This is a genomic window from Bradyrhizobium sp. STM 3809, assembly GCF_000239795.1.
GTDB lineage: Bacteria > Pseudomonadota > Alphaproteobacteria > Rhizobiales > Xanthobacteraceae > Bradyrhizobium.
Window position 1 is genome coordinate 11983 of the sequence record NZ_CAFJ01000161.1, and the last position, 21240, is coordinate 33222.

Annotated in this window: 22 protein-coding genes; 14 read left to right on the plus strand and 8 right to left on the minus strand. The window is 66.1% G+C overall.

The genetic code is table 11. The features are described 5' to 3' along the window. Positions 1-27: 27 nt before the first annotated feature. A complete protein-coding gene (locus BRAS3809_RS08390) occupies positions 28-1236 on the minus strand; it encodes a lanthanide ABC transporter ABC transporter substrate-binding protein PedA1 (RefSeq protein ID WP_008961655.1) in 1209 nt (402 codons plus the stop codon). Between the two features lie 141 nt (positions 1237-1377). On the opposite strand from BRAS3809_RS08390, the gene BRAS3809_RS08395 reads away from it, so the two are divergent. Further along, a complete protein-coding gene (locus BRAS3809_RS08395) occupies positions 1378-1857 on the plus strand; it encodes a DUF3280 domain-containing protein (protein WP_035655770.1) in 480 nt (159 codons plus the stop codon). Between the two features lie 919 nt (positions 1858-2776). Here the strand turns inward: BRAS3809_RS08395 and fghA are convergent. Then, on the minus strand, positions 2777-3622 hold the full coding sequence (fghA, locus tag BRAS3809_RS08405) for an S-formylglutathione hydrolase (RefSeq protein ID WP_008961657.1): 846 nt from the start codon (positions 3620-3622) through the stop codon (positions 2777-2779). A gap of 85 nt (positions 3623-3707) precedes the next feature. Further along, positions 3708-4328 carry a response regulator transcription factor gene (locus tag BRAS3809_RS08410; RefSeq protein WP_008961658.1) on the minus strand — a complete coding sequence of 207 codons (621 nt, stop codon included), beginning with the start codon at positions 4326-4328 and terminating at the stop codon, positions 3708-3710. A gap of 165 nt (positions 4329-4493) precedes the next feature. Here BRAS3809_RS08410 and BRAS3809_RS08415 point away from each other — a divergent pair, with 165 nt between their 5' ends. The 4 genes from BRAS3809_RS08415 to BRAS3809_RS36520 all read left to right on the plus strand — a co-directional run bounded on the left by BRAS3809_RS08415 (position 4494) and on the right by BRAS3809_RS36520 (position 6860). Continuing rightward, a complete protein-coding gene (locus tag BRAS3809_RS08415; RefSeq protein WP_008961659.1) occupies positions 4494-5873 on the plus strand; it encodes a histidine kinase in 1380 nt (459 codons plus the stop codon). Positions 5874-5986: 113 nt separating this feature from the next. Then, the gene (locus BRAS3809_RS08420) at positions 5987-6343 is read left to right on the plus strand and encodes a hypothetical protein (RefSeq protein WP_008961660.1); all 357 of its coding nucleotides are present in this window, start codon (positions 5987-5989) and stop codon (positions 6341-6343) included. A gap of 144 nt (positions 6344-6487) precedes the next feature. Next, complete coding sequence (locus BRAS3809_RS08425; protein WP_008961661.1) at positions 6488-6676, plus strand: DUF2934 domain-containing protein; 189 nt, start codon at positions 6488-6490, stop codon at positions 6674-6676. Positions 6677-6704: 28 nt separating this feature from the next. Next, the gene (locus BRAS3809_RS36520) at positions 6705-6860 is read left to right on the plus strand and encodes a hypothetical protein (RefSeq protein WP_008961662.1); all 156 of its coding nucleotides are present in this window, start codon (positions 6705-6707) and stop codon (positions 6858-6860) included. 283 nt (positions 6861-7143) lie between these two features. Here the strand turns inward: BRAS3809_RS36520 and BRAS3809_RS36525 are convergent, their stop codons facing one another. After that, positions 7144-7314 (minus strand): hypothetical protein, encoded by a 171-nt coding sequence (locus BRAS3809_RS36525; protein WP_008961663.1) that lies wholly within the window; start codon positions 7312-7314, stop codon positions 7144-7146. A 153-nt stretch (positions 7315-7467) separates the two neighbouring features. Here BRAS3809_RS36525 and BRAS3809_RS08430 point away from each other — a divergent pair, with 153 nt between their 5' ends. Continuing rightward, on the plus strand, positions 7468-8325 hold the full coding sequence (locus BRAS3809_RS08430) for an SDR family oxidoreductase (RefSeq protein ID WP_008961664.1): 858 nt from the start codon (positions 7468-7470) through the stop codon (positions 8323-8325). Positions 8326-8681: 356 nt separating this feature from the next. Here BRAS3809_RS08430 and BRAS3809_RS08435 read toward each other — a convergent pair whose 3' ends face one another. Further along, positions 8682-8924: a (2Fe-2S)-binding protein gene (locus BRAS3809_RS08435; protein ID WP_008961665.1), complete on the minus strand. Its 243-nt coding sequence runs from the start codon at positions 8922-8924 to the stop codon at positions 8682-8684. Positions 8925-9030: 106 nt separating this feature from the next. After that, complete coding sequence (locus tag BRAS3809_RS08440) at positions 9031-9849, minus strand: xanthine dehydrogenase (protein WP_008961666.1); 819 nt, start codon at positions 9847-9849, stop codon at positions 9031-9033. Between the two features lie 356 nt (positions 9850-10205). On the opposite strand from BRAS3809_RS08440, the gene BRAS3809_RS08445 reads away from it, so the two are divergent. From BRAS3809_RS08445 to BRAS3809_RS08475, 7 genes are all read left to right on the plus strand, one after another. Next, entirely contained in the window at positions 10206-11051 is an 846-nt protein-coding gene (locus tag BRAS3809_RS08445; protein WP_008961667.1) for an SDR family NAD(P)-dependent oxidoreductase, read from the plus strand. Positions 11052-11466: 415 nt separating this feature from the next. Then, complete coding sequence (gene nifA / locus BRAS3809_RS08450; protein ID WP_008961668.1) at positions 11467-13206, plus strand: nif-specific transcriptional activator NifA; 1740 nt, start codon at positions 11467-11469, stop codon at positions 13204-13206. Between the two features lie 441 nt (positions 13207-13647). Continuing rightward, the gene (locus BRAS3809_RS08455; protein ID WP_008961670.1) at positions 13648-13842 is read left to right on the plus strand and encodes a 4Fe-4S dicluster domain-containing protein; all 195 of its coding nucleotides are present in this window, start codon (positions 13648-13650) and stop codon (positions 13840-13842) included. A 39-nt stretch (positions 13843-13881) separates the two neighbouring features. Beyond that, positions 13882-15399, plus strand: coding sequence for a Fe-S cluster assembly protein SufB (sufB, locus tag BRAS3809_RS08460; protein ID WP_008961671.1), 1518 nt, complete (start codon positions 13882-13884; stop codon positions 15397-15399). A 37-nt stretch (positions 15400-15436) separates the two neighbouring features. Further along, positions 15437-16198: a Fe-S cluster assembly ATPase SufC gene (gene sufC / locus BRAS3809_RS08465; protein WP_008961672.1), complete on the plus strand. Its 762-nt coding sequence runs from the start codon at positions 15437-15439 to the stop codon at positions 16196-16198. A 15-nt stretch (positions 16199-16213) separates the two neighbouring features. Beyond that, the gene (gene sufD, locus BRAS3809_RS08470) at positions 16214-17539 is read left to right on the plus strand and encodes a Fe-S cluster assembly protein SufD (protein WP_008961673.1); all 1326 of its coding nucleotides are present in this window, start codon (positions 16214-16216) and stop codon (positions 17537-17539) included. A 3-nt stretch (positions 17540-17542) separates the two neighbouring features. Continuing rightward, entirely contained in the window at positions 17543-18784 is a 1242-nt protein-coding gene (locus tag BRAS3809_RS08475; protein WP_008961674.1) for a cysteine desulfurase, read from the plus strand. A gap of 275 nt (positions 18785-19059) precedes the next feature. On the opposite strand, the gene BRAS3809_RS08480 is transcribed toward BRAS3809_RS08475, so the two are convergent. Further along, complete coding sequence (locus BRAS3809_RS08480; protein ID WP_008961675.1) at positions 19060-19521, minus strand: SufE family protein; 462 nt, start codon at positions 19519-19521, stop codon at positions 19060-19062. Positions 19522-19557: 36 nt separating this feature from the next. After that, the gene (locus BRAS3809_RS08485; protein ID WP_008961676.1) at positions 19558-19959 is read right to left on the minus strand and encodes a response regulator; all 402 of its coding nucleotides are present in this window, start codon (positions 19957-19959) and stop codon (positions 19558-19560) included. 449 nt (positions 19960-20408) lie between these two features. On the opposite strand from BRAS3809_RS08485, the gene nifH reads away from it, so the two are divergent. After that, positions 20409-21240: nitrogenase iron protein (gene nifH / locus BRAS3809_RS08490; protein ID WP_035655766.1), on the plus strand; the 832-nt coding region annotated here is incomplete at its 3' end.

Consider the following 21240-nt stretch of genomic DNA (forward strand, 5'->3'; position numbering starts at 1 on the left):
GCTTCATCCGCATCATCACATCCGACATCATTGCAGCTTGCACTTGGTTTCGGGGCGGTCGACGCCGAGGGTGTCGAGCTCGGAGACCTGATGGAGGAAGCCCTCCTGCGGGGAAACCGAGACGATCATGCGGCCGTCGGCGAGCAGGATCGGCTGGCGCAGCTGCAGATTCCAGTCGCGCAGCGACAGCCGCGTGCCCTTGAAGGCGGCGATCGTGAAGTTCGGCCCCTTCAAATAGTCCGTCAACGTCTTCGCGTCGCCGGAGTTGGTGCGCGACGCCGCCTCGCCGACCATGCGCACGGCCATCCAGGCCTGCATGTCCAGTGCATCCATGCGGCGCGAGGCGAGCTTCATGAAGCGGTTCTGCAACTGGGTCGCGCCCCATTGATCCTGCGCCGGGTCCCAGCTCGTCGGCCTCAGCCCCGCGGAGCCGGCGACGGGGCGGGGATCCCAGGTGCGGTAGGGCAAATAGTCGGCGAACACCTCGCTCTCGTCGGCGGCGACCAGCACGTCATAGGCCGGCGCCTTCTGCGTGAACACCGGCATCTGACGCTGGATCAGGGTGACGCCGCTATCGGTGCGCCTTGCGCCGCCGGTGTCCTCGAAGGTGCGCTCCTCGACGATCTTGGCGCCGAAGCGGGTGGCAGCACGGCGCAGCGCGTCGGCGAAGAGCTTGTCATTGTCGTGCGAGCCGGTGACCAGCAGCCAGCGCTTCCACTGCTTCCAGACCAAATACTGCGCCAGTCCATCGGCCAGCATCGAGCGCGTCGGCGCGACATGGATGACATTGGCGCGGCAATCCTGCTCGCGCAGCCGGTCGTCGGTGGCGCCGATATTGAGCAGGGTGATGCCGCGGCCGCGCAGGCCGTCGGCAACCTTCAGCAGCGCATCCGCCGGCAGGTCGGCGAGGATGAAGCCGGTCTTGCCGGCGAGCTCGTTGGCCGCCTGTGCCGCATCCTCGTCGTCCTTGACGCCGCGGTCGATCAGCGTGAAACGCTGGTTGAGGAACTTGCCGGTGGTGTTGTTGTCCTCGATCGCGAGGTTGGCGCCGGCGACGCCGTCGTCGGCCGCCGGCTGGTCGAGCGGCGACAGGGTCTGCGGGACGCTGGCGCGGCCGAGATAGCCGATCGCAATATCGACCGGATCCGCCGCGCGCGCAGCATTTGCGGCGGCAATGAGGCCGATCGCACCGATCAGGGATCGGGTCAGAACTCCCAGGACCACATGTCCTCCCATTGTTCCCCCGTCCTTTTTTGGCGAGGTTTCGTCTTGCAAGATGACCGAATTGGCCTAGCTTTCAACCCCACTTTTCGCCGCTGTGGCGTCATTCGGATCACGACCTTGAAACTGGCTGTCCTCCTCGTATCGCTGGTCCTGATGTCCGCGACGTCTGCCTACGCCGAGCCGCCGAAGGTCGCTGTGTTCGACTTCGAGCTGATCGACACCAGCCTGCAGGGCGAGGTGCAGGGGCCGCGGCAGGACGAGCAGCAGCGGCTGGCGCATGCGGCCGAGCAGCTGCGGTCGGCGCTGCAGGAGTCCGGCAAATTTCGCGTGCTCGATATCGCCCCGGTTAACGATGCGGCGCACCACAGCAATCTGCAGGCCTGCGGCGGCTGCGACGTCAAGCTGGCGTCCGACATCGGCGCCGATCTCGCCATCACCGGCACGGTGCAGAAGGTCTCCAACCTCATCCTCAACATGAACATCTATCTGCGCGACGCGCACACCGGCAAGCCGGTCGCGGCCATGACCGCCGACATGCGCGGCAACACCGAGGAGTCCTGGACCCGCACCATGGCCTGGCTGATCCGCAACCGCATGCTGGCCCCGAACTACGGCGCGCCGCAGGCGCAGTAGATATCTCCGGCACGAAAGCACAGCGAGGGCGCCGCCGACCGGGCCGGGGGCCTCGCCCTTCGAGACGCCCGCCTGCGGCGGGCTCCTCAGGGTGAGGGGCGAAGGCTTTGCCTTGGTCCATCGAACTCGCCATGGTCTCAACGAATACGACCTCGCCTGCGAATGCAGCGCCGTGCGCGGTGCCTGATCCTCATGGTGAGGAGCGCCGTGCACCTCACTCCACCACGGCATCGGGCTCAATGGCGGCGCGTCTCGAACCATGAGGCCCGGCTGCTGCGCGTCCCTTGGCCGGACATGATCTCACGTTCTCGCGGCGAACGACGCCCGAGCTTTGCGGATCGATCGCGCCTCGAACAGCAGAGAGGCGCAGGGAAGGCCGGGAGCCTGCCGCCCCCATGGCCCGCCTGCAGACAAGAATGCAGGCGGCAGTTACCACAGGTTCGGCTGGGACATCCCGGCCCTCCCTGCGCGGATGGTTTTCACGGTTGCTTCGCGTTCTCCCCGGTGCGCCGGGCGTTCTGGTCACCGTGCGCGACGGCATGTGTCTCACACGCCGCCGCGGGGGCATCAGCTTCGGGATGCCAGGACCACGCGACTTGGCCGTACGCCGTGGCGCGTTCGTCCGCACGCTCTCACGAGCCATGCTGCGCGCCGCCGGCGTCCACCGCATCCCGCACTCCACGTTCGTGACGACCGCGATACGCCCTCTCGACGAGGCGGGATGCGCCTAGACAATCATATCTTTCGGAAAAACGAAAGACAATTCTTTGTCGCGCGTCGACTGGACAGGGGTGATCCCGTTGTGGAGCCAGCGGAAATCGGCTTCGGCGCGCACGCGAATCGATCGGCTGCACAGCTGAGGGCGCGCCATGCCCGGCGCGGCCTCGCGCCCGACGGCCAAATCAGGCCGTGGCGGATCTCAGCGGCCGAGACGGGCCGCGTGCCAGCGCAGATGATCGGCCATGTAGGTCGAGATGAAGTAGTAGCTGTGGTCGTAGCCGTCCTGCTTGCGCAGCAGCAGCGGGATGTTGGCCTTGTCGCAGGCGGCCTTGAGCAGCTCGGGGCGCAATTGCTGCGTCAGGAACTGGTCGGCAGTGCCGACATCGACCAGCAGGTCGGAGACGCGGGCGCCGTCCTCGATCAGCGCCACCGCGTCGTGCTTGCGCCACGCCGTCTTGTCGCTGCCGAGATAGCCTGACAGCGCCTTCTCGCCCCACGGCACCTGCGAGGGGGCGACGATCGGCGAGAACGCGCTGGCCGCGCGGTAGCGGTCGGGGTTGCGCAACGCGACCGTCAGCGCGCCATGGCCGCCCATCGAATGGCCCATCACCGACTGCCGTCGCGGATCGACCGGGAAGTTCGCCGCGACCACGTGCGGCAGCTCCTCGGTGACGTAGCTCCACATCCGGTAGTTTGTCGCGAACGGCGCCTCGGTGGCATCGACATAGAAGCCGGCGCCGAGGCCGAAATCATAGGCGTTGTTGGGATCGCCGGGCACGCCGTCGCCGCGCGGCGAGGTGTCGGGCGCGACGAAGATCAGGCCGAGCTCGGCGCAGGCGGCGCGGAACTCGCCCTTCTCGGTGACATTGGCGTGCGTGCAGGTCAGGCCGGAGAGATACCAGACCACCGGCAGCTTGGCGTCCGGGGCATGCGGCGGCACGAACACCGAGAAGGTCATCTCGGTCTTGGTCTCCTGGCTGGCGTGGCGATAGACGCCCTGGACGCCGCCATGGGATTTGTTCTGGGACACGGTCGTGAGCGTCATGGGATCACCTGTGCGGCAAGGATGTGGGATGGCCGGCGCGCGCGGCGTCAACGCGCGCCAAGCTGCGTCGGTCACGCGATGGAAGTCAAGCGACGCCGTTCTCGATCGCCAGACGCACCAGCTCGCCCGAGGTGCGCACGCCGAGCTTCTGGCGGATGATCGAGGAGGTGTTGGCGACGGTCTTGTAGGACGAGTGGATCAGCCAGGCGATCTCCGACAGGCTCTTGCCGGCGCTGAGCAGGCGCAGGATCTCGAGCTCGCGCGAGGTCAGCTTGGCCAGCGGGCTCTGCGCCACGGCCGCGCCCGCGAACGCGATGCTGCGCGCGATCGCCGGCGGCAGATAGCTGCCGCCGCTGGAGACCTCGCGGATCGCCTCGGCCAGATCGTTCGGATCGCCGCTCTTCGACACATAGCCCTTGGCGCCGATGTCGATGGCGCGCGCGGCGAACACCGGATCGTCGTTCATGCTGAACATGATCAGCCGCGCATGGCCGTCATGGGCGAGGATGCGGCGCGCCAGCTCGAAGCCGGAGACGGTCGGCAGGTTGATGTCGATGACGCAGACGTCGGGACGGCGCGCGACGAAGCTCGCTTCGCCGCTCTCGGCGTCGGCGGCCTCGAGCAGTTCGAGGTCCGGATCGGTGGAGAGCAGGGCACGGCAACCCGATGCCACAATGGGATGATCATCGACGATCAGTACGCGCATGGCCTTGGGGTCACCTTGGGGTCCCGGACATTCAACCCGCGTCATTGTTGCGATGCATCATGGATGCACGCTGCGCGGTGCTGCAACATGTTGCAATTAGATCGCTGGCGGATTTGTCTGTCAATGTGAGTGCGCGTGAAACAAGCTGGCTTCGGGGCGGAGACAATGTGGCAGAATTGGTCCTTGCGCAGGCGCATCAACGTGCTGCTCGCATTGGTGCTGACGCTCGGGCTCGCGCTCAATATCGGCCGTCTGGTGCTCGAGGCGGCGCCGCGCGTGCTCGCCGAGGACCAGAGCGTCATCCGCCTGACCCGCGCCTTCATCGAAACCATCATGGATGAGGTCAACGACGCGCCGGATCCAGACGCCCGCCTGAACCGGATCGTCAGCGACCTCGGCCAGCTGCGTCACGTCAGCGTCGCGAGGCAGGGAACGGCGGTGCAGGGAACGGCGGTGCAGGCGCCGTCGCCGCCCGTTATCGGTCGCGCAGCGCCGGCCTGGTTCATCGCGCTCGTGCATCCGGACAAGACCTCGGTCAGCATGCCCGTCATCGTGGCGGGCCGCGCCGAGACGCTGGTGATCACCTCGCATCCCGACGACGAGATCGCCGAGATCTGGGACGGCATTCTCACCCAGCTGGTGGTCGGCTCGCTGGTCGGCCTCGCGCTGTTCGGGATCACCACGCTGGTGGTCGGCCGCGCGCTGGCGCCGCTGTCGGATCTCTCCGACGCGATGAGCCGGATCGAGGCCGGCGCCTATGATGCGCGGGTGACGCCGGGCGGGGCCCCCGAGCTGGCCGCGCTCTGTGCCAAGCTCAACCATCTGGCCGGCGCGCTCGGCGAGGCGGTGGAGGAGAAGCGGCGGCTGGCCGAGCGCACCGTGTCCCTGCAGGATCTCGAGCGCAAGGAGATCGCGCGCGAGCTGCATGACGAGTTCGGGCCGCATCTGTTCGCGCTGCGCGCCCATGCCAGCGCCTTGATGCGGCTGCCCGACGCGGCGACGCTCGACGTCGGCGCGATGCGCCGGCACGGCCAGGCGATCCTCGACCAGGTCAACGCCGTGCAGCAGTTCAACCGCCGCATCCTGGAGCGGCTGCGCCCGGTCGGCCTCGCCGAGCTCGGCCTGCGCGAGGCGATCGGCGCGCTGGTGCGGCTGTGGCGGGAATCGCGGCCAGAGGTGGCGATCGCCACCCGCTTCACCGATGGCGTCGCACAGGGCAACGAGACCGCCGAGCTGACGATCTACCGCGTCGTCCAGGAGGCGCTGACCAACGTGTTCCGCCATGCCGAGGCCACCTCCGTCGATGTCAGCATCGAGCCGCTGCAGCAGAGCACGGCCGGACATCGCCGCAGCTTCACGCGGGTGTGCGTGCGCGACGACGGCCACGGCCTCAAGCCCGAGCACAAGCTCGGCTTCGGCCTCACCGGCATGCGCGAGCGCCTGCTGGCGCTCGGTGGCACCTTGACGGTGACGTCGAGCGGCACGGGGGTCACGATCGAGGCGATGGTGCCGGCGGACGCCATGCTGCCGGCGGACGCCGCCTGAGGGCGAGCGGAAGCTGGTAGGAACCAACGATCCGACGCCGCATTTCAACGGGCAACTTGCGATCCGCGTGCGCCGCATGTCCGCGCCACGCGCCAGTGTTTTGCGGTGATCAGATGACGAGAGCCTTGCTTGCGCTGAGCGGCGCCGCCCTGGCGGCTGCGCTGTCGTTCAACCATGCCGTCGCGCGTGACGACGGCCGTTATGCCAACTCGCCACTGAAGGGTTGGTTCGACAGCCTGAAGAGCGGCCGCGGCCCGTGCTGCTCGGACGCGGACGGTCTGGCCGTCTCCGATCCCGATTGGGATCTGCAAGGCACGCACTACCGCGTGCGCCTCGACGGCGAATGGATCGTCGTGCCCGACGATGCCGTCATCACCGAGCCCAACCGCGCCGGCCGCACGATGGTGTGGCCGATCAAGGGCACACTCGGCACCTCGATCCGCTGCTTCATGCCGGGCAATCTGAGCTGACGAAGGCAGGGCGCTGCGACTGTTTGCCGATGCCCGCATGCCTGCGGCGCATCGCCCGACGCGCGCGCCATCTTGGAACTTCGTCTGATCCTGATGATTGCCACGCAGGTCGCGCCACCGCCGCGGCCGCCTGCGAGGAGCATCATGGACGAGAACAGCCCCGTCGAACTTCAGGACAGAATTCGCGAGCGCGCTCACCACTTGTGGGAGCAGGCCGGGCGCCCGGACGGCCGCGAGGACGAGTTCTGGTACCAGGCCGAACAGGAGATCCGCCAGATGCAGGAGCTGCACGACGAGGCGACGGCGCCGCCACCGACGATGTTGCCGGATTGAACGGCGCGCGCAAACGGAAGGACCAGCGATGAGCAAGGAAACGCCGAAGGACGATCCGCGTCAGGAGAGCGACTGGGGATCGATGAAGCAGACCGACAAGCCCTGGGCCGAGAAGCCGGAAAAGGAGCAGCGCTCGGAGGCCGCGAAGGATCTGGAGAAGTGGGGCGAGAGCAAGACGCATTGAGCTGGCTGCGAGGCGTTGGTCCGTAGGTGGCGTCGTCCTTCATTGAGACCGCCCGTGTCGCTGCCCCTCACTCCAAACCCTCTCCCCGCGCGCTCGGGGCACACTGCTGTACCTTCGCGTGAGCGATCTCGACGAGCATTTGGAGATACGCCCGTCACGTCAGCGGCGGTGCGCTCCCTCTCCCCGTTCTTACGGGGAGAGGGCGGGGGGAGGGGCAGCGACACGGGCTTCGATCCCCTGCTGCTGAAAGCCTGATACACGAGCAGAGCCGATCGGGGGCTTTTCACGCCGTATGCCCGGGATCGACATCCTCCGGCGTCTTCTTCTCGCGCTGCGGTGTCATCTTGGCCGGGTCCTTCGCGCCGGGGACGCCGCGTGGGCCGAGCTCATCGCGCTGGATGTCGTCCTCGGAGCGGGCGGGCTCGCGTCCGTTGATGGGAAGATCCTTGGCCATCGGTAGCGTCCTTTCTCAGCCTCCGCATCAGGGCAATGCAGGCGCGGGTGCTGCCGTTCCCTGCAGCAGACCGGCTGCTGCGATCTGGCGGCTCTCAGGAACGCCGTCTGCGTCCTGCGATTGAAACCGCAGCAATCGTCAGGAGCAGAACCGATGTCCGATCATCCCACGCCGCCGTTTCCGCCGCAGCAGCAGGCCATGCCGGGCAGGACGGCCGAGATGCGGCCGAGGCCCGATCATGGCGAGGCCAGCTACAAGGGCTCGGGCAGGCTCGCCGGCAAGAAGGCCGTCATCACCGGCGGCGACAGCGGCATCGGTCGCGCGGTGGCGATCGCCTATGCGCGCGAGGGCGCCGACATCCTGATCGCCTATCTCGAGGAGCATGATGACGCTCGCGAGGTGCAGGAGCTGATCGAGAGGGAGGGCCGCAAGGCGGTGCTGATGGCGGGCAACATCCAGCATCCCGCGCATTGCCGGGCCATCATCCAGCGCGCGGTCGACGAGCTCGGCGGCATCGACATCCTCGTCAACAACGCCGCACATCAGGCCACCTTCAGCGATATCGGCGATATCTCGGACGAGGAATGGGAGATGACCTTCCGCACCAACATCCACGCGATGTTCTACCTGACCAAGGCGGCCGTGCCGCACATGAAGCCGGGCAGCGCGATCGTCAACACGGCCTCGGTGAATTCCGACATGCCCAATCCGAGCCTGCTTGCCTACGCCACCACCAAGGGCGCGATCCAGAACTTCACCGGCGGCCTCGCCCAGATGCTGGCCGAAAAGGGCATTCGCGCCAACGCCGTGGCGCCGGGCCCGATCTGGACGCCGCTGATTCCTTCGACCATGTCCGAGGACCGGGTGAAGAGCTTCGGCCGGCAGGTGCCGATGCAGCGCGCCGGGCAGCCGGCGGAGCTGGCGACGGCCTATGTGATGCTGGCGGACCCGCTGTCGAGCTACACGTCCGGAACGACGGTGGCGGTGACGGGTGGGAAGCCGTTCATTTGAGGACCCGCGGGGTCGTCTCGGGCCTCATGGTTCGAGACGGCGCTCCGCGCCTCCTCACCATGAGGGTCGAGAGTCCAGGGCGGCGCTGCACTCAGCATCATGAACAAGCCGAGGCGTATTCGCGTAAGGCAGAGTGCCGAAGCCGGAGCGGCACAACGCTCGTGATCGCAACGATGGAGAGCATCCTTCGATGCTAAGGTCTCGCCCCTCACCCGAGGAGCCCGCTGGAGGCGGGCGTCTCGAAGGGCGAGGCCCCGCTGCGGACGTCTTATTCGACGTGCGCCTGCTCAGCGGCTCGTGTCGGCTTTGTCCGACATCCGACAGCGCGCGATGCGACACAACGGTGCGGTTGCGCCTCACGCCACCGACATCAGCTGGCACGGCGCCGGCTCGGCCTGCACCGGCCAGACCGCGGCTGTGGCCGTGTCGCCCTGCCGTTCATCCAGGATTCGCTTGACCGAGCGCGAGCAGAGGCCACATTGGACCGAGCAGCCCAGGCAATCATACACTTGCGCAGGCGAACCGAAGGTCATGTCGGCGGCCGTGACGACGTCGCGGATGGCCGTGTCGCTGATGACGTTGCAGGAACAAATGATCATGGCTGTTGCTCGCTCCTGCCAACGATAAGCAACGGCGATGCCAAGCCCGATGCCAAAGCGGGCGGGAGGAATGTGGACTAATCAGAATCGTTCGAAAGCGCTGTCATCAGCGGGAGCCGGCGGCGCTCGCCCCGATGCGTTCGGCGGCGTGCAGCCGGATGGCGGCGAGCGTCGCCTGGGCGAGCGTCTGGCCCTGCGCATCGATGCCGGTCCATTGCGCGTGCCGGCCACGCGGATCGATCTCGGCCAGCGCGACGCCGGCCGGCACATCGCTGCCGTCGCGGACGATGCCGCGCAGGATGCCGTCATAAGGCGCGGCGACCGGGATGCCGGAGAGATGGCCGACGACGAAGCCTTTGTAGACGCGCGTGCCGATCTCGACCGGCGTGTGCCAGCGGCCCTCATGCGGTGAGAGCACCAGGCGCTCGGCGCCGACGCCGCCGAGCTCGCCGACATCGTCCTTCGCCAGCGTCCAGCCGTCGACGACGATCTGCCCAAGCCGGTCCGGCCTGGTCTCGATGGCGACGTCGCAATTGGCCGAGGGCGAGAAGCCAGGACCGATGCCGATCGACAGGCGCGTCATGCCGCGCAGGTTGGGCGTGACCTCGCGGGTCTGCATCCGCGCATCGATCAGGACATCGATGGCGCGGATCGGCAGCAGGTCGAGCAGCCCGAGCGGGGTGACCAGGACGTGAGCGGGATCGCCGAGCGCCTTGAACACGTCCATGGTGCTGTCGATGCGCTCGCCAAGGACGTTCTCGACGCGGACGGGATCGCCGAACAGCGCGTCGTGAAACGCCATCTTGCGCCGCATGACCGGCGGATTGGGGTCGTGCGACAGCACCACGCAGAAGCCCGCGCGGTGCAGATGCACGGCGATCGCCGATGCGACGTCGTTGGTCCCGAGGACCACGGCGAAGCGCATTGCTGTCGTCCCCATGTCCCGGTCCATGCGACGTTTGGCGTTCTCGTGGCTCTCCGTCGCGAGAGTGGAAAGCCAACTTCCAGTTCGATTGACGACATCCGTTCAGCAAGAGTTGGACCAGCGCCGGCGATGGCGAAAACAATCGTCGTTTGAACGTGTTGGGTTCTGAACCTGGCGGGATCGGAGTGGCGCAAAGTCGACGCCGCGCGTGTCCTGAACCCGCCAAACTGTCGCGAACCCGACAGGAACCCGCGCGCCTGCGCGTGATTTTCGCTGGCCCGGAATCTGCACAACCGCCGCATGACAATACCGCGGCCAGTTTCAGGGCAGCGCGGTGCAGGATCAGGACGGATGAGGTGAGCCTCGATCTCGACCAGGACGTCCACGAGCCCGTCATCGAAGCGCCGGGACTCGAGTCGTGTCCGTTTCATCGCGATATGGCAGCGGCGGAGCGGCCAAGCCGTTCCGAGCAGAAGACGCTGGTCCTGACCGGCGGCTCGCGCGGCATCGGCCATGCGACGGCCCGGCTGTTCTCCGATGCCGGCTGGCGCATCATCACCTGCTCGCGCCAGCCGTTCGACGGCGGCCGTTGCCCCTGGGACGCGGGGCCGGACAATCACGTCCAGGTCGACCTCAGCGACCGCAAGGCGATCCCGCGCGCGATCGCCGACATCAAGGAGCGGCTGGACGGCGCGCCGCTGCATGCGCTGATCAACAATGCCGCGATCTCGCCCAAGGCCGAAGACGGCGGTCGGCTCGACTCGCTCGCGACCTCGGTCGAGACCTGGATGACGGTCTTCCACGTCAACTTCCTCGGACCGATCCTGCTGGCGCGTGGCCTGTTCGAGGAGTTGAAGCGCGGGCAGGGCGCCGTGGTCAACGTGACCTCGATCGTCGGCAGCCGCGTGCATCCGTTTGCCGGCACGGCGTATGCGACGTCCAAGGCGGCGCTGGCCTGCCTCACCCGCGAGATGGCTCACGACTTCGCGCCGCATGGCATCCGCGTCAATGCGATCGCGCCGGGGGAGATCAAGACCGAGATGGTGTCGCCGGAGACCGAGGCGCGATTCTCGCCGCTGATCCCGATGCGCCGGATCGGCGCGCCGGAGGAGGTGGCGAAGGTGCTGTTCTTCCTGTGCTCGGACGCGGCGAGCTACGTCACCGGCGAGGAGATCCAGATCAATGGAGGACAGCACCTCTAGGTTGATCGCAGTGACACGCCGATGTGACGACAGCGGGACCAGATGCTGGCAGCCGAGAGCGTCGAGTGCCACGGCTGAAGTGGAAAGTTGATATTCAGTTTTCCTGCTTGCGAGCTGCTCGCAAGCAGGTGCCGCGTCGCTGATGATTAGGTGTCGGTAAGACAACACGAATTCGAGAGGCATACCGCCGTCGCGGCTCACCGGGGCGTGCGATGCACGCATTACGCCGAGTGCAAACTAATTTGTTAAGATCATGAAAGCCTGCAGCTTTTCTGTTCTCTTTGCTGCACACTACTTCTGCGGCAATGCAGCAAAGTTAGGCACGACAATCATCTGCACTTAGAGGAGGATGTTAGAACACCTACAATCACGGGCGGCTTGCAACAGACGTCCGTGACGATCAGAGAAGCGACCAATGGTCCAAACGGAAACACGTCAGGTCGAAGCTCAGGACGTCAGGTCCAATGCCGCCCCGATACCGCTCAGCGAGATCGCGCTGACCGGAATTTTCGAAATCTCGAAAATTCTCGCCGCTCCGACGCGGCTGGAAATCACCCTCGCCAATGTCGTCAACCTGCTGCAGTCCTTCATGCAGATGCGCCACGGCGTGGTGTCGCTGCTCGCCGATGACGGCATTCCGGATCTCGCCGTGGGCGCCGGATGGAGCGAAGGCAGCGACCAGCGCTATCGCGAGCGCCTGCCGCAGAAGGCGATCGACCAGATCGTGGCGACAGCCGTGCCGCTCATCGCCGAGAACGTCGCCGACCATCCCGCGTTCAGCGCGGCCGACGCGGTGACGCTGGGCGCCGCCGCCGACACCCGCGTGTCGTTCCTCGGTGTGCCCATCCGGATCGACCAGCGTGTCGTCGGCACCTTGACCATCGATCGTGTCTGGGACGGCCGCGCGGTGTTCCGGCTCGACTCCGATGTCCGCTTCCTGACGATGGTCGCCAACCTGATCGGCCAGACCATCAAGCTGCATCGCGTCGTCGCGCGCGACCGCGAGCGGCTGATGGCGGAGAGCCACCGGCTGCAGAAGGAGCTGATGGAGCTGAAGCCGGCGCCGGCCAAGGGCAAGAAGGTGCTGGTCGACGGCATCGTCGGCGACAGCCCGGCGCTGCGCGCGCTGCTGGAGAAGATCAACGTCGTTGCCAAGTCGAACGCGCCGGTGCTGCTGCGCGGCGAATCCGGCACCGGCAAGGAGCTGGTGGCGAAGGCGATCCATGAACTGTCCAACCGCGCCAAGCGGCCCTTCATCAAGATCAACTGCGCGGCGCTTCCGGAGACCGTGCTGGAGTCCGAGCTGTTCGGCCACGAGAAGGGCGCCTTCACCGGCGCGATCAACGCGCGCAAGGGGCGCTTCGAGCTGGCCGACAAGGGCACCTTGTTCCTCGACGAGATCGGCGAGATCTCGCCGGCGTTCCAGGCCAAGCTGCTGCGCGTGCTGCAGGAGCAGGAGTTCGAGCGCGTCGGCGGCAACCAGACCATCAAGGTCGACGTGCGCATCGTCACCGCGACCAATCGCAATCTGGAAGAGGCGGTGGCGCGCAACGAATTCCGCGCCGACCTGTACTATCGGATCAGCGTCGTGCCGATCAAGCTGCCTCCGCTGCGCGACAGGCGCAGCGACATCCCGCAGCTGGCGCGCGAGTTCCTGCGCCGCTTCAATTGCGAGAACGAGCGCGACCTCACATTCGACGTCAGCGCCATCGAGGTGCTGATGCATTGCGGCTTCCCCGGCAATGTGCGCGAATTGGAGAACTGCGTGCAGCGGACGGCGACGCTGGCCGCGGGATCGGCGATCGGCCAGCACGACTTCGCCTGCAGCCGCAACGAATGCATGTCGGCGATCCTGTGGAAGGGCAACACCGTGACCCCGCCACCGCCGCGCGGTCAGCCCATGGTGCCGCTGCCGATCCTGCCGCGCACCTCCGCGCCGATCGAAACTCCGGTCGATCTGCCCGCGGCCGAAGCGGACGAGGGCGAGTACGCCGAGATAATGGACGGCGGCGCCGTCCCCGAGCGCGACCGCATCGTGCAGGCCATGGAGCGCTCCGGCTGGGTCCAGGCCAAGGCGGCGCGACTGCTCGGGCTGACACCGCGGCAGATCGGCTACGCGCTGAAGAAGTACAACATCGAGGTCAAGCGGTTCTGAGCGGATGGGTTCGGTCGTGATGGAGGGCGCGCGGTGGCGCGCCCTTTTGTTTTGACCATTCCTGTTTGATTCTCCGGCGGATCTCCAAACTTGCCGTCATTCCGGGGCGGCGCGCGAAGCGCGGCGAGCCCGGAATCCATTTCAGCGCGCGTGTTGCCGTCCGATGGATTCCGGGCTCGTGCTGCGCACGCCCCGGAATGACGCAGGAGAGAATCGCGCCTCGCTTCGGCAGCGTAGCGCAAATGGCCGTCAGGTCGCGAGTGCCTCGCTGCTCCCGCCCTGTCGCACTTACGACATGCTGTCGGGAGCGCGACAGCTGACCGCCGCCCGGGCCATTTAGAATCTTCCTTAGAAATCAACCAAATGCGCTCTGGCACGGCGCTTGAAAGATGGTGCCCGAATGACATCGTCCGATGTCGCTGAAAGCGCGGGGAGCAGCACATGGCCTACAAGATCATCGCGTCACAATGCACGGTCTGCGGAGCCTGCGAGTTCGAATGTCCGAACGCGGCCATCCGGCTGAAGAACGACATGTACATCATCGATCCGAAGAAGTGCACGGAGTGCGAGGGCCACTTCGACGCGCCGCAATGCGCCGCCGTCTGTCCGGTGCCGGACACCTGCGTGCCCGCCTGACGCGGGCACCTCGTCGACAGCTTGGAAGCGGAGTGAGAGATGGCAGCGGTTCAGGAGACCATTGATCGGGTCAAGGGCATCGACGTCGATCAATATCGTTACGGGTTCGAGACGCAGATCGAATCCGAGAAGGCTCCGAAAGGGCTGTCGGAAGACACCATCCGCTTCATCTCGGCCAAGAAGAACGAGCCGGGCTGGATGCTGGAATGGCGGCTGGAGGCGTATCGCCGCTGGCTGACCATGACCGAGCCGACCTGGGCGCGCGTCGGCTATCCCAGGATCGACTATCAGGACCTCTATTACTATTCGGCGCCGAAGCCGAAGAAGAAGGTGGCTTCGCTCGACGAGATCGATCCGGAGATTCTCAAGACCTATGAGAAGCTCGGCATTCCCCTGCGCGAGGTCGAGATCCTCGAAGGCGTCGAGCGTCCCACCGCAGCCGTGGAAGCCGAGGACGGCGAGGCGGCCGCGCCACGGACCAAGATCGCGGTCGATGCCGTGTTCGATTCGGTCTCGGTGGCCACGACCTTCAAGGATGAGCTGAAGAAGGCCGGCGTGATCTTCATGCCGATCTCCGAGGCGCTGCGCGAGCATCCCGATCTCGTGCAGAAGTATCTTGGCACGGTCGTGCCGACCACCGACAATTATTTTGCGACGCTCAACTCGGCGGTGTTCTCCGACGGCTCGTTCGTCTACGTGCCGCCGGGCGTGCGCTGCCCGATGGAGCTGTCGACTTATTTCCGCATCAACGAGCGCAACACCGGACAGTTCGAGCGCACCCTGATCATTGCCGACAAGGGCGCCTATGTCTCTTATCTCGAGGGTTGCACCGCGCCGCAGCGCGACGAGAACCAGCTGCATGCCGCCGTGGTCGAGCTGGTCGCGCTTGACGATGCCGAGATCAAATATTCGACGGTGCAGAACTGGTATCCCGGCAACTCCGAGGGCGTGGGCGGCATCTACAATTTCGTCACCAAGCGCGGCGACTGCCGCGGCGCCAATTCGAAGATCTCGTGGACCCAGGTCGAGACCGGCTCGGCCATCACCTGGAAGTACCCGAGCTGCATCCTGCGCGGCGACAATTCGAGCGGCGAGTTCTACTCGATCGCGATCTCCAACGGTTTCCAGCAGGTTGATAGCGGCACCAAGATGATCCATCTCGGCAAGAACACGTCGAGCCGGATCATCTCCAAGGGCATCGCCGCCGGCAAGTCGCAGAACACCTATCGCGGCCTCGTCAGCGCCCACCGCAAGGCCTCCGGCGCCCGCAACTTCACCGCCTGCGATTCGCTGCTGATCGGCGACAAATGCGGCGCACACACCGTGCCGTATATCGAGGCCAAGAACTCCTCGGCGGTGTTCGAGCATGAGGCGACAACCTCCAAGATCTCGGAGGACGTGCTGTTCTATTGCATCCAGCGCGGTCTTTCGCAGGAAGAGGCGGTCGGGCTCGTCGTCAACGGCTTCGTCAAGGACGTGCTGCAGCAGCTGCCGATGGAGTTCGCGGTCGAGGCGCAGAAGCTGATCTCGATCAGCCTCGAAGGTTCAGTCGGATGAGGACGTCGCGCGCGGCGACAACATGAAGGAGTGTTCGATGACGGCCTTGCTCGAAATCAAGGGGCTCCATGCCGAGATCTCCGGGGGTCGGAAGATCATTCAGGGGCTGGATCTCACCGTGAACAAGGGCGAGATCCACGCCATCATGGGCCCGAACGGCGCCGGCAAGTCGACCCTGTCCTATGTGCTCGCCGGCAAGCCCGGCTACGAGATCACCGCGGGCGAGGTCTATCTGAACGGCGAGGACCTGCTGGCGATGGAGGCCGACGAGCGCGCCGCCAAGGGCGTATTCCTGGCGTTCCAGTATCCGCTGGAGATCCCGGGGGTCGCGACGCTGACGTTCCTGCGCGCCGCCTTCAACGCCCAGCGCAAGGCGCGCGGCGAGGAGGAGCTGTCCTCGCCCGACCTGATCAAGCGCGTGCGCGAGATCGCCAAGACCCTGAACATCGACTCGGAGATGCTGAAGCGGCCACTGAATGTCGGCTTCTCCGGCGGCGAGAAGAAGCGCAACGAGACCCTGCAGATGGCGCTACTGCAGCCCTCGCTTTGCGTGCTCGACGAGACCGACTCGGGCCTCGACATCGACGCGCTGAAGGTGGTCGCCAACGGCGTCAACGCGCTGCGCTCGGCCGAGCGTGGCATGATCGTGATCACCCATTATCAGCGGCTGCTCGACTACATCGTGCCGGACATCGTCCACGTCTTCGCGGCGGGGCGCATCGTTCGCACCGGCGGCGCCGATCTCGCGCGCGAGCTCGAGGCGACCGGCTACGCACAGTATCAGAGCGAAGCGGCATAAGGGGCGGGCACGAGCATGGGCGTCGCGATCCGCAAGACCAAGGCCGAGCTCGGGCTGGCCGACCTATATCAGGGCGCCCGCCGCTATCTGCCCGGCGGCGAGGAGATCACGGCGGTGCGCGCCGCCGCCTTCGATCGCTTCACGGCCGTCGGCCTGCCGCACCGGCGCGTCGAGGCGTGGCGCTACACCGATCTGCGCACGCAGATGAAGGAGGCCAAGCGGCTGGCTTCGCTGCCGGACGATGCCGCCAAGGCCAAAGCGCGCGAGGCGAAGGATCTGTTTGCCGGCGCGGGCTTCCGCAAGCTCGTTATCGTCGACGGCGCCTTCGTGCCGGAGCTCTCCGACCTCGCCGAGCTCGAGACCGGCCTCACCATCCAGCCGATGGCCGATGCGCTCGCCGCCGACAAGCCGCTGCTGTCGCAGCGCCTCGGCGCGATCGTGCCGGATGACGATCCGGCGCTGGCGCTCAATACCGCGCTGGCCGCCAATGGCGTCGTCATCCTGGTCGCGCCGGGCACCGCGTTGAGCCGGCCGATCCATGTCGCCTTCGTCACGACCAATTGGGTCGCGACCTCGATGTTCACCCGCTCGCTGGTCAATATCGGCGCCGGCGCCAGCGCCACCATCGTCGAGTCGCATCAGGGACCCGATGGCAGCGAGTATCAGGTCAACACCGCGATGCAGCTCGTCGTCGGCGACGAGGCGCGGATCGACCACATCAAGGTCGTCAGCGACGGCAACAGCGCGCTGCATATCGGCTCGCTGCTCGCCAATATCGGCGCGCGCGCGACCTTCAACCAGCTCGGCTTCGTCGCCGGTGGCAGCCTGATCCGCAACCAGTTGTTCGTCCGGCTGGCAGGCGAGGGCACAGTCGCTGACATCCGCGGCGGTTCGCTGCTGTCGGGGACGCAGCATGCCGACACCACGCTTGCGATCGAGCATGCGGCCGAGAACGGACAGAGCCGCGAAACCTTCAAGGCGGTGGTCGGCGACACCGCGCGCGCGGTGTTCCAGGGCAAGATCACGGTCGCCCCCGGCGCGCAGAAGACCGACGCCAAGATGATGTCTCGGGCGCTGCTGCTCTCCGACGAGGCCGAGGCCGACTCCAAGCCGGAGCTCGAGATCTTCGCCGATGACGTGCAATGCGGCCACGGCACCACGACCGGTGCGATCGACGACGAACTGCTGTTCTATCTGATGGCGCGCGGCATTCCGCCTGATGAGGCGAAGGCGCTGCTGATCCAGGCCTTCATCGGCGAGATCATCGAGGGCGCGGCCAATGAGGCTGTGCGCGACGCGCTGACCGGGGCGCTGCTGGGCTGGCTCGGACGACGGGAGTAAATGATGCATGCAGCGGTGAACGGGAGCGGCTACGACGTCGGCCGCATCCGGGCGGATTTCCCCATCCTCGGCATGCAGGTGCATGGCAAGCCGCTGGTCTATCTCGACAACGCCGCGTCCGCGCAGAAGCCGCAGGCGGTGCTGGACCGGATGAACCAGGTCTATACGTCCGAATACGCCAACGTGCATCGCGGCCTGCATTATCTCGCCAACGCCGCCACCGAGGCCTATGAGGGCGCGCGCGCCAAGGTGGCGTCGTTCCTCAACGCTGAGAGCCCCGAGCAGATCATCTTCACCCGCGGTGCCACTGAGGCGGTGAACCTGGTGGCGCAGACCTTCGGCCGCGAGCGCATCGGACCGGGCGACGAGATCGTGCTCTCGATCATGGAGCACCATGCCAACATCATTCCCTGGCATTTCCTCAGGGAGCGCCAGGGCGCTGTCATCAAATGGGCCCCGGTCGACGATGACGGCAACTTCCTGCTCGACGAGTTCGAGAAGCTGCTGACGCCGCGCACCAAGATGGTGGCGATGACACAGATGTCGAACGTGCTCGGCACCGTCGTCCCCGTCAAGGAGGTCATCCGCATCGCGCACGACCGCGGTATCCCGGTGCTGATCGACGGCTCGCAGGCCGCGGTGCACATGGAGGTCGACGTCCTGGATCTCGACGCGGACTTCTACTGCATCACCGGCCACAAGATCTACGGCCCGACCGGGATCGGCGCGCTCTATGGCAAGCGCGAGCTGTTGGCCTCGATGCCGCCGTTCAACGGGGGCGGCGAGATGATCCGCGAGGTCGCGCGCGATTGGGTGACCTATGGCGACCCGCCGCACCGCTTCGAGGCCGGCACGCCGCCGATCGTCGAGGCCGCCGGTCTCGGCGCCGCGATCGACTACGTCGCCTCGATCGGCAAGCAGCGCATCGCCGCCCATGAGCATGATCTCGTGACCTACGCCACCGAGCAGCTGCGCGAGATCAACTCGCTGCGCATCATCGGCAACGCCGCCGACAAGGGCGCCATCGTCTCGTTCGAGATGCAGGGCGCCCATGCCCACGATTTTGCAACGGTCATCGACCGTTCCGGCGTGGCGGTGCGCGCCGGGACCCACTGCGCCATGCCGCTGCTGGAGCGCTTCGGCGTGACCGCGACCTGCCGGGCATCGTTCGCGATGTACAACACCCGGGAAGAGGTCGACGTGCTGGTCCGCGCGCTGAAGAAGGCGCAGGAGTTTTTCTCGTAGCGGCATTTTCCGACCGCTATTGTTGCGAAGAAGCGGTGCCCATGACTGTGCCCTCTCCCCTTGTGGGAGAGGGCATCGCCGCTATCAGCTCCAGACTCACTCGGGTGAGGGGTTGTCTCCGCAAATCGCTGACGTCTGAGTATGCCGACGCAACCCCTCACCCAGCGCGCCTTCGCCGCGCTCGTGCGCGCCACCCTCTCCCACAAGGGGAGAGGGTGCATTGAGTATGCCGCGCCAGACGGGATCAACTAAACAAGCAAACCAGCCAGTTCGACTTACGCCGCCGCGGCCATCGCCGCTTGCGCATCGGCCTTGATCCGGCTCACCATCGAGCGGAAGCCGTTCGATCGTTGCGGCGTCAGATGCTCGCGCAGCCCGAGCTTCTCGAACAATGCGATGGGATCGGCGGCGAGGATCTCCGGCGCGGTGCGGCCGGAGACCATCGCCAGGAGGATCGCGACCAGGCCGCGGACGATGTGGGCGTCGCTGTCGCCGATGAAGTCCAGCACTGGCATTGCGGCACCGTGCCGCACGGACGTGGCAACCCAGACCTGGCTGGTACAGCCCTGCACCTTGTTGCCGTCGTTCCGGTCGGCATCGGGCAAAGGCGCCAGGCCGCGGCCGAGCTCGATGACGTAGCGGTAGCGGTCGTCCCAGTCGTCGAGCAGGGAGAAATTCTCGACGATGTCCTCGATGTCCGGGGTCGCCGGCGCCCCGGTCTGGGCCATCTTCAACATGATCCTCTCCTGGTCATCTGCTGATCTCAATGTGCGTCACGGCGACGGCGCCGCGAGGCTTGGCTCGGTACCGCGCCGGGCCAGCACCGCGTCGACCGCATGGGTCACGCCGTCGAAGGTGATCGGCTTGGCGATGATCGCCTCGGCGCCCTGGCGTAACCCGGCGAGCGCGAGCGGCGATTTGGTAGAGCCTGCGACGACGATGATGCCGGCCTGGTGCAGCTTGCGGGCGAGCATGCCGACCGTCTCGGCGCCGCCATCCTCCAGAATGCTGCTGCCGACCAGCACCGCGTCGGGCACAGCCCGTGCCGCCTTGCTCAGCGCATCCGCGGTCTCCGCGAAAGTGAAGGTCTCGTGACGCTCACTGAGGATGTAGCCGAGCGCCGAGCGGATCACCTGGTCGGCTTCAATGACAAAGACGCAAGCTTTGCCGGACATCGAAATACTCCTGCTGCCCCGTCCGCAAACGGGTTTGATCTACATCAAGCAAACTCCGTACCGCCGGCCTGAGCGGGCTTCATACAAGCGCTGCGAGGAAAGTTCGCTGCGGCGCTGCGTGGAGCCGGCGACGACATGTGTCGTTTCGGACAGCACGTCGCGGGAGCGTCGGGTGAAAAACTCCGATGTCGGGTTTGCAACAAGCTCATCCTAGCTTCGAGCTTGACCGCATCTCTTTCAAAACATGGCCTTTTTAACGATTCCAAAGCTCTGGCACAGCCGTTGCAAAACTCTGGTCAGGCAAAGGTTGAGGGCTGAGTGCACGCCGACGCTTCGGACGAGCGATGCTCTCCTTCCCAATAACCCGTCTGCCGGTTCTGGAGAGAGGACGCGGTCCTGGTCATGCAAGGCGCATGCGGGACATTGGCAATCGGTTGATGGAGAGCAGAATGTCATCACTTCGACAAATCGCATTCTACGGCAAGGGCGGCATCGGCAAATCGACGACGTCGCAGAACACTCTGGCGGCGCTCGCCGAGATGGGTCATCGGATCCTGATCGTCGGCTGCGACCCCAAGGCGGATTCGACCCGCCTGATCCTGCACGCCAAGGCGCAGGACACCATCCTGAGCCTGGCCGCTGCCGCGGGCAGCGTCGAGGACCTCGAGATCGAGGAGGTGATGAAGGTCGGCTATCGCGACATCCGTTGCGTCGAGTCCGGCGGTCCGGAGCCGGGCGTCGGCTGCGCCGGCCGCGGCGTGATCACCTCGATCAACTTCCTGGAAGAGAACGGCGCCTATGAGGACATCGACTACGTGTCCTACGACGTGCTCGGCGACGTGGTCTGCGGCGGCTTCGCGATGCCGATCCGCGAGAACAAGGCGCAGGAGATCTACATCGTGATGTCCGGCGAGATGATGGCGATGTATGCCGCCAACAACATCTCGAAGGGCATTCTGAAGTACGCGAACTCCGGCGGCGTGCGCCTCGGCGGCCTGGTCTGCAACGAGCGCCAGACCGACAAGGAGCTGGAGCTGGCCGAGGCTCTCGCCAAGAAGCTCGGCACCCAGCTGATCTACTTCGTGCCGCGCGACAACATCGTGCAGCACGCCGAGCTGCGCCGCATGACCGTGCTGGAATATGCGCCGGAGTCGGTGCAGGCCAACCACTACCGCAACCTGGCGACCAAAATCCACGGCAATGCCGGCAAGGGCATCATCCCGACTCCGATCACGATGGACGAGCTCGAGGACATGCTGATGGAGCACGGCATCATGAAGG

Excerpts from the sequence above, each read along its gene's own strand:
- BRAS3809_RS08390 (WP_008961655.1), bottom strand. The coding sequence starts at position 1,236 with ATGGGAGGACATGTGGTCCTGGGAGTTCTGACCCGATCCCTGATCGGT.
- BRAS3809_RS08395 (WP_035655770.1), top strand. The coding sequence starts at position 1,378 with ATGTCCGCGACGTCTGCCTACGCCGAGCCGCCGAAGGTCGCTGTGTTC.
- fghA (WP_008961657.1), bottom strand. The coding sequence starts at position 3,622 with ATGACGCTCACGACCGTGTCCCAGAACAAATCCCATGGCGGCGTCCAG.
- BRAS3809_RS08410 (WP_008961658.1), bottom strand. The coding sequence starts at position 4,328 with ATGCGCGTACTGATCGTCGATGATCATCCCATTGTGGCATCGGGTTGC.
- BRAS3809_RS08415 (WP_008961659.1), top strand. The coding sequence starts at position 4,494 with ATGTGGCAGAATTGGTCCTTGCGCAGGCGCATCAACGTGCTGCTCGCA.
- BRAS3809_RS08420 (WP_008961660.1), top strand. The coding sequence starts at position 5,987 with ATGACGAGAGCCTTGCTTGCGCTGAGCGGCGCCGCCCTGGCGGCTGCG.
- BRAS3809_RS08425 (WP_008961661.1), top strand. The coding sequence starts at position 6,488 with ATGGACGAGAACAGCCCCGTCGAACTTCAGGACAGAATTCGCGAGCGC.
- BRAS3809_RS36520 (WP_008961662.1), top strand. The coding sequence starts at position 6,705 with ATGAGCAAGGAAACGCCGAAGGACGATCCGCGTCAGGAGAGCGACTGG.
- BRAS3809_RS36525 (WP_008961663.1), bottom strand. The coding sequence starts at position 7,314 with ATGGCCAAGGATCTTCCCATCAACGGACGCGAGCCCGCCCGCTCCGAG.
- BRAS3809_RS08430 (WP_008961664.1), top strand. The coding sequence starts at position 7,468 with ATGTCCGATCATCCCACGCCGCCGTTTCCGCCGCAGCAGCAGGCCATG.
- BRAS3809_RS08435 (WP_008961665.1), bottom strand. The coding sequence starts at position 8,924 with ATGATCATTTGTTCCTGCAACGTCATCAGCGACACGGCCATCCGCGAC.
- BRAS3809_RS08440 (WP_008961666.1), bottom strand. The coding sequence starts at position 9,849 with ATGCGCTTCGCCGTGGTCCTCGGGACCAACGACGTCGCATCGGCGATC.
- nifA (WP_008961668.1), top strand. The coding sequence starts at position 11,467 with ATGGTCCAAACGGAAACACGTCAGGTCGAAGCTCAGGACGTCAGGTCC.
- BRAS3809_RS08455 (WP_008961670.1), top strand. The coding sequence starts at position 13,648 with ATGGCCTACAAGATCATCGCGTCACAATGCACGGTCTGCGGAGCCTGC.
- sufB (WP_008961671.1), top strand. The coding sequence starts at position 13,882 with ATGGCAGCGGTTCAGGAGACCATTGATCGGGTCAAGGGCATCGACGTC.
- sufC (WP_008961672.1), top strand. The coding sequence starts at position 15,437 with ATGACGGCCTTGCTCGAAATCAAGGGGCTCCATGCCGAGATCTCCGGG.
- sufD (WP_008961673.1), top strand. The coding sequence starts at position 16,214 with ATGGGCGTCGCGATCCGCAAGACCAAGGCCGAGCTCGGGCTGGCCGAC.
- BRAS3809_RS08475 (WP_008961674.1), top strand. The coding sequence starts at position 17,543 with ATGCATGCAGCGGTGAACGGGAGCGGCTACGACGTCGGCCGCATCCGG.
- BRAS3809_RS08480 (WP_008961675.1), bottom strand. The coding sequence starts at position 19,521 with ATGTTGAAGATGGCCCAGACCGGGGCGCCGGCGACCCCGGACATCGAG.
- BRAS3809_RS08485 (WP_008961676.1), bottom strand. The coding sequence starts at position 19,959 with ATGTCCGGCAAAGCTTGCGTCTTTGTCATTGAAGCCGACCAGGTGATC.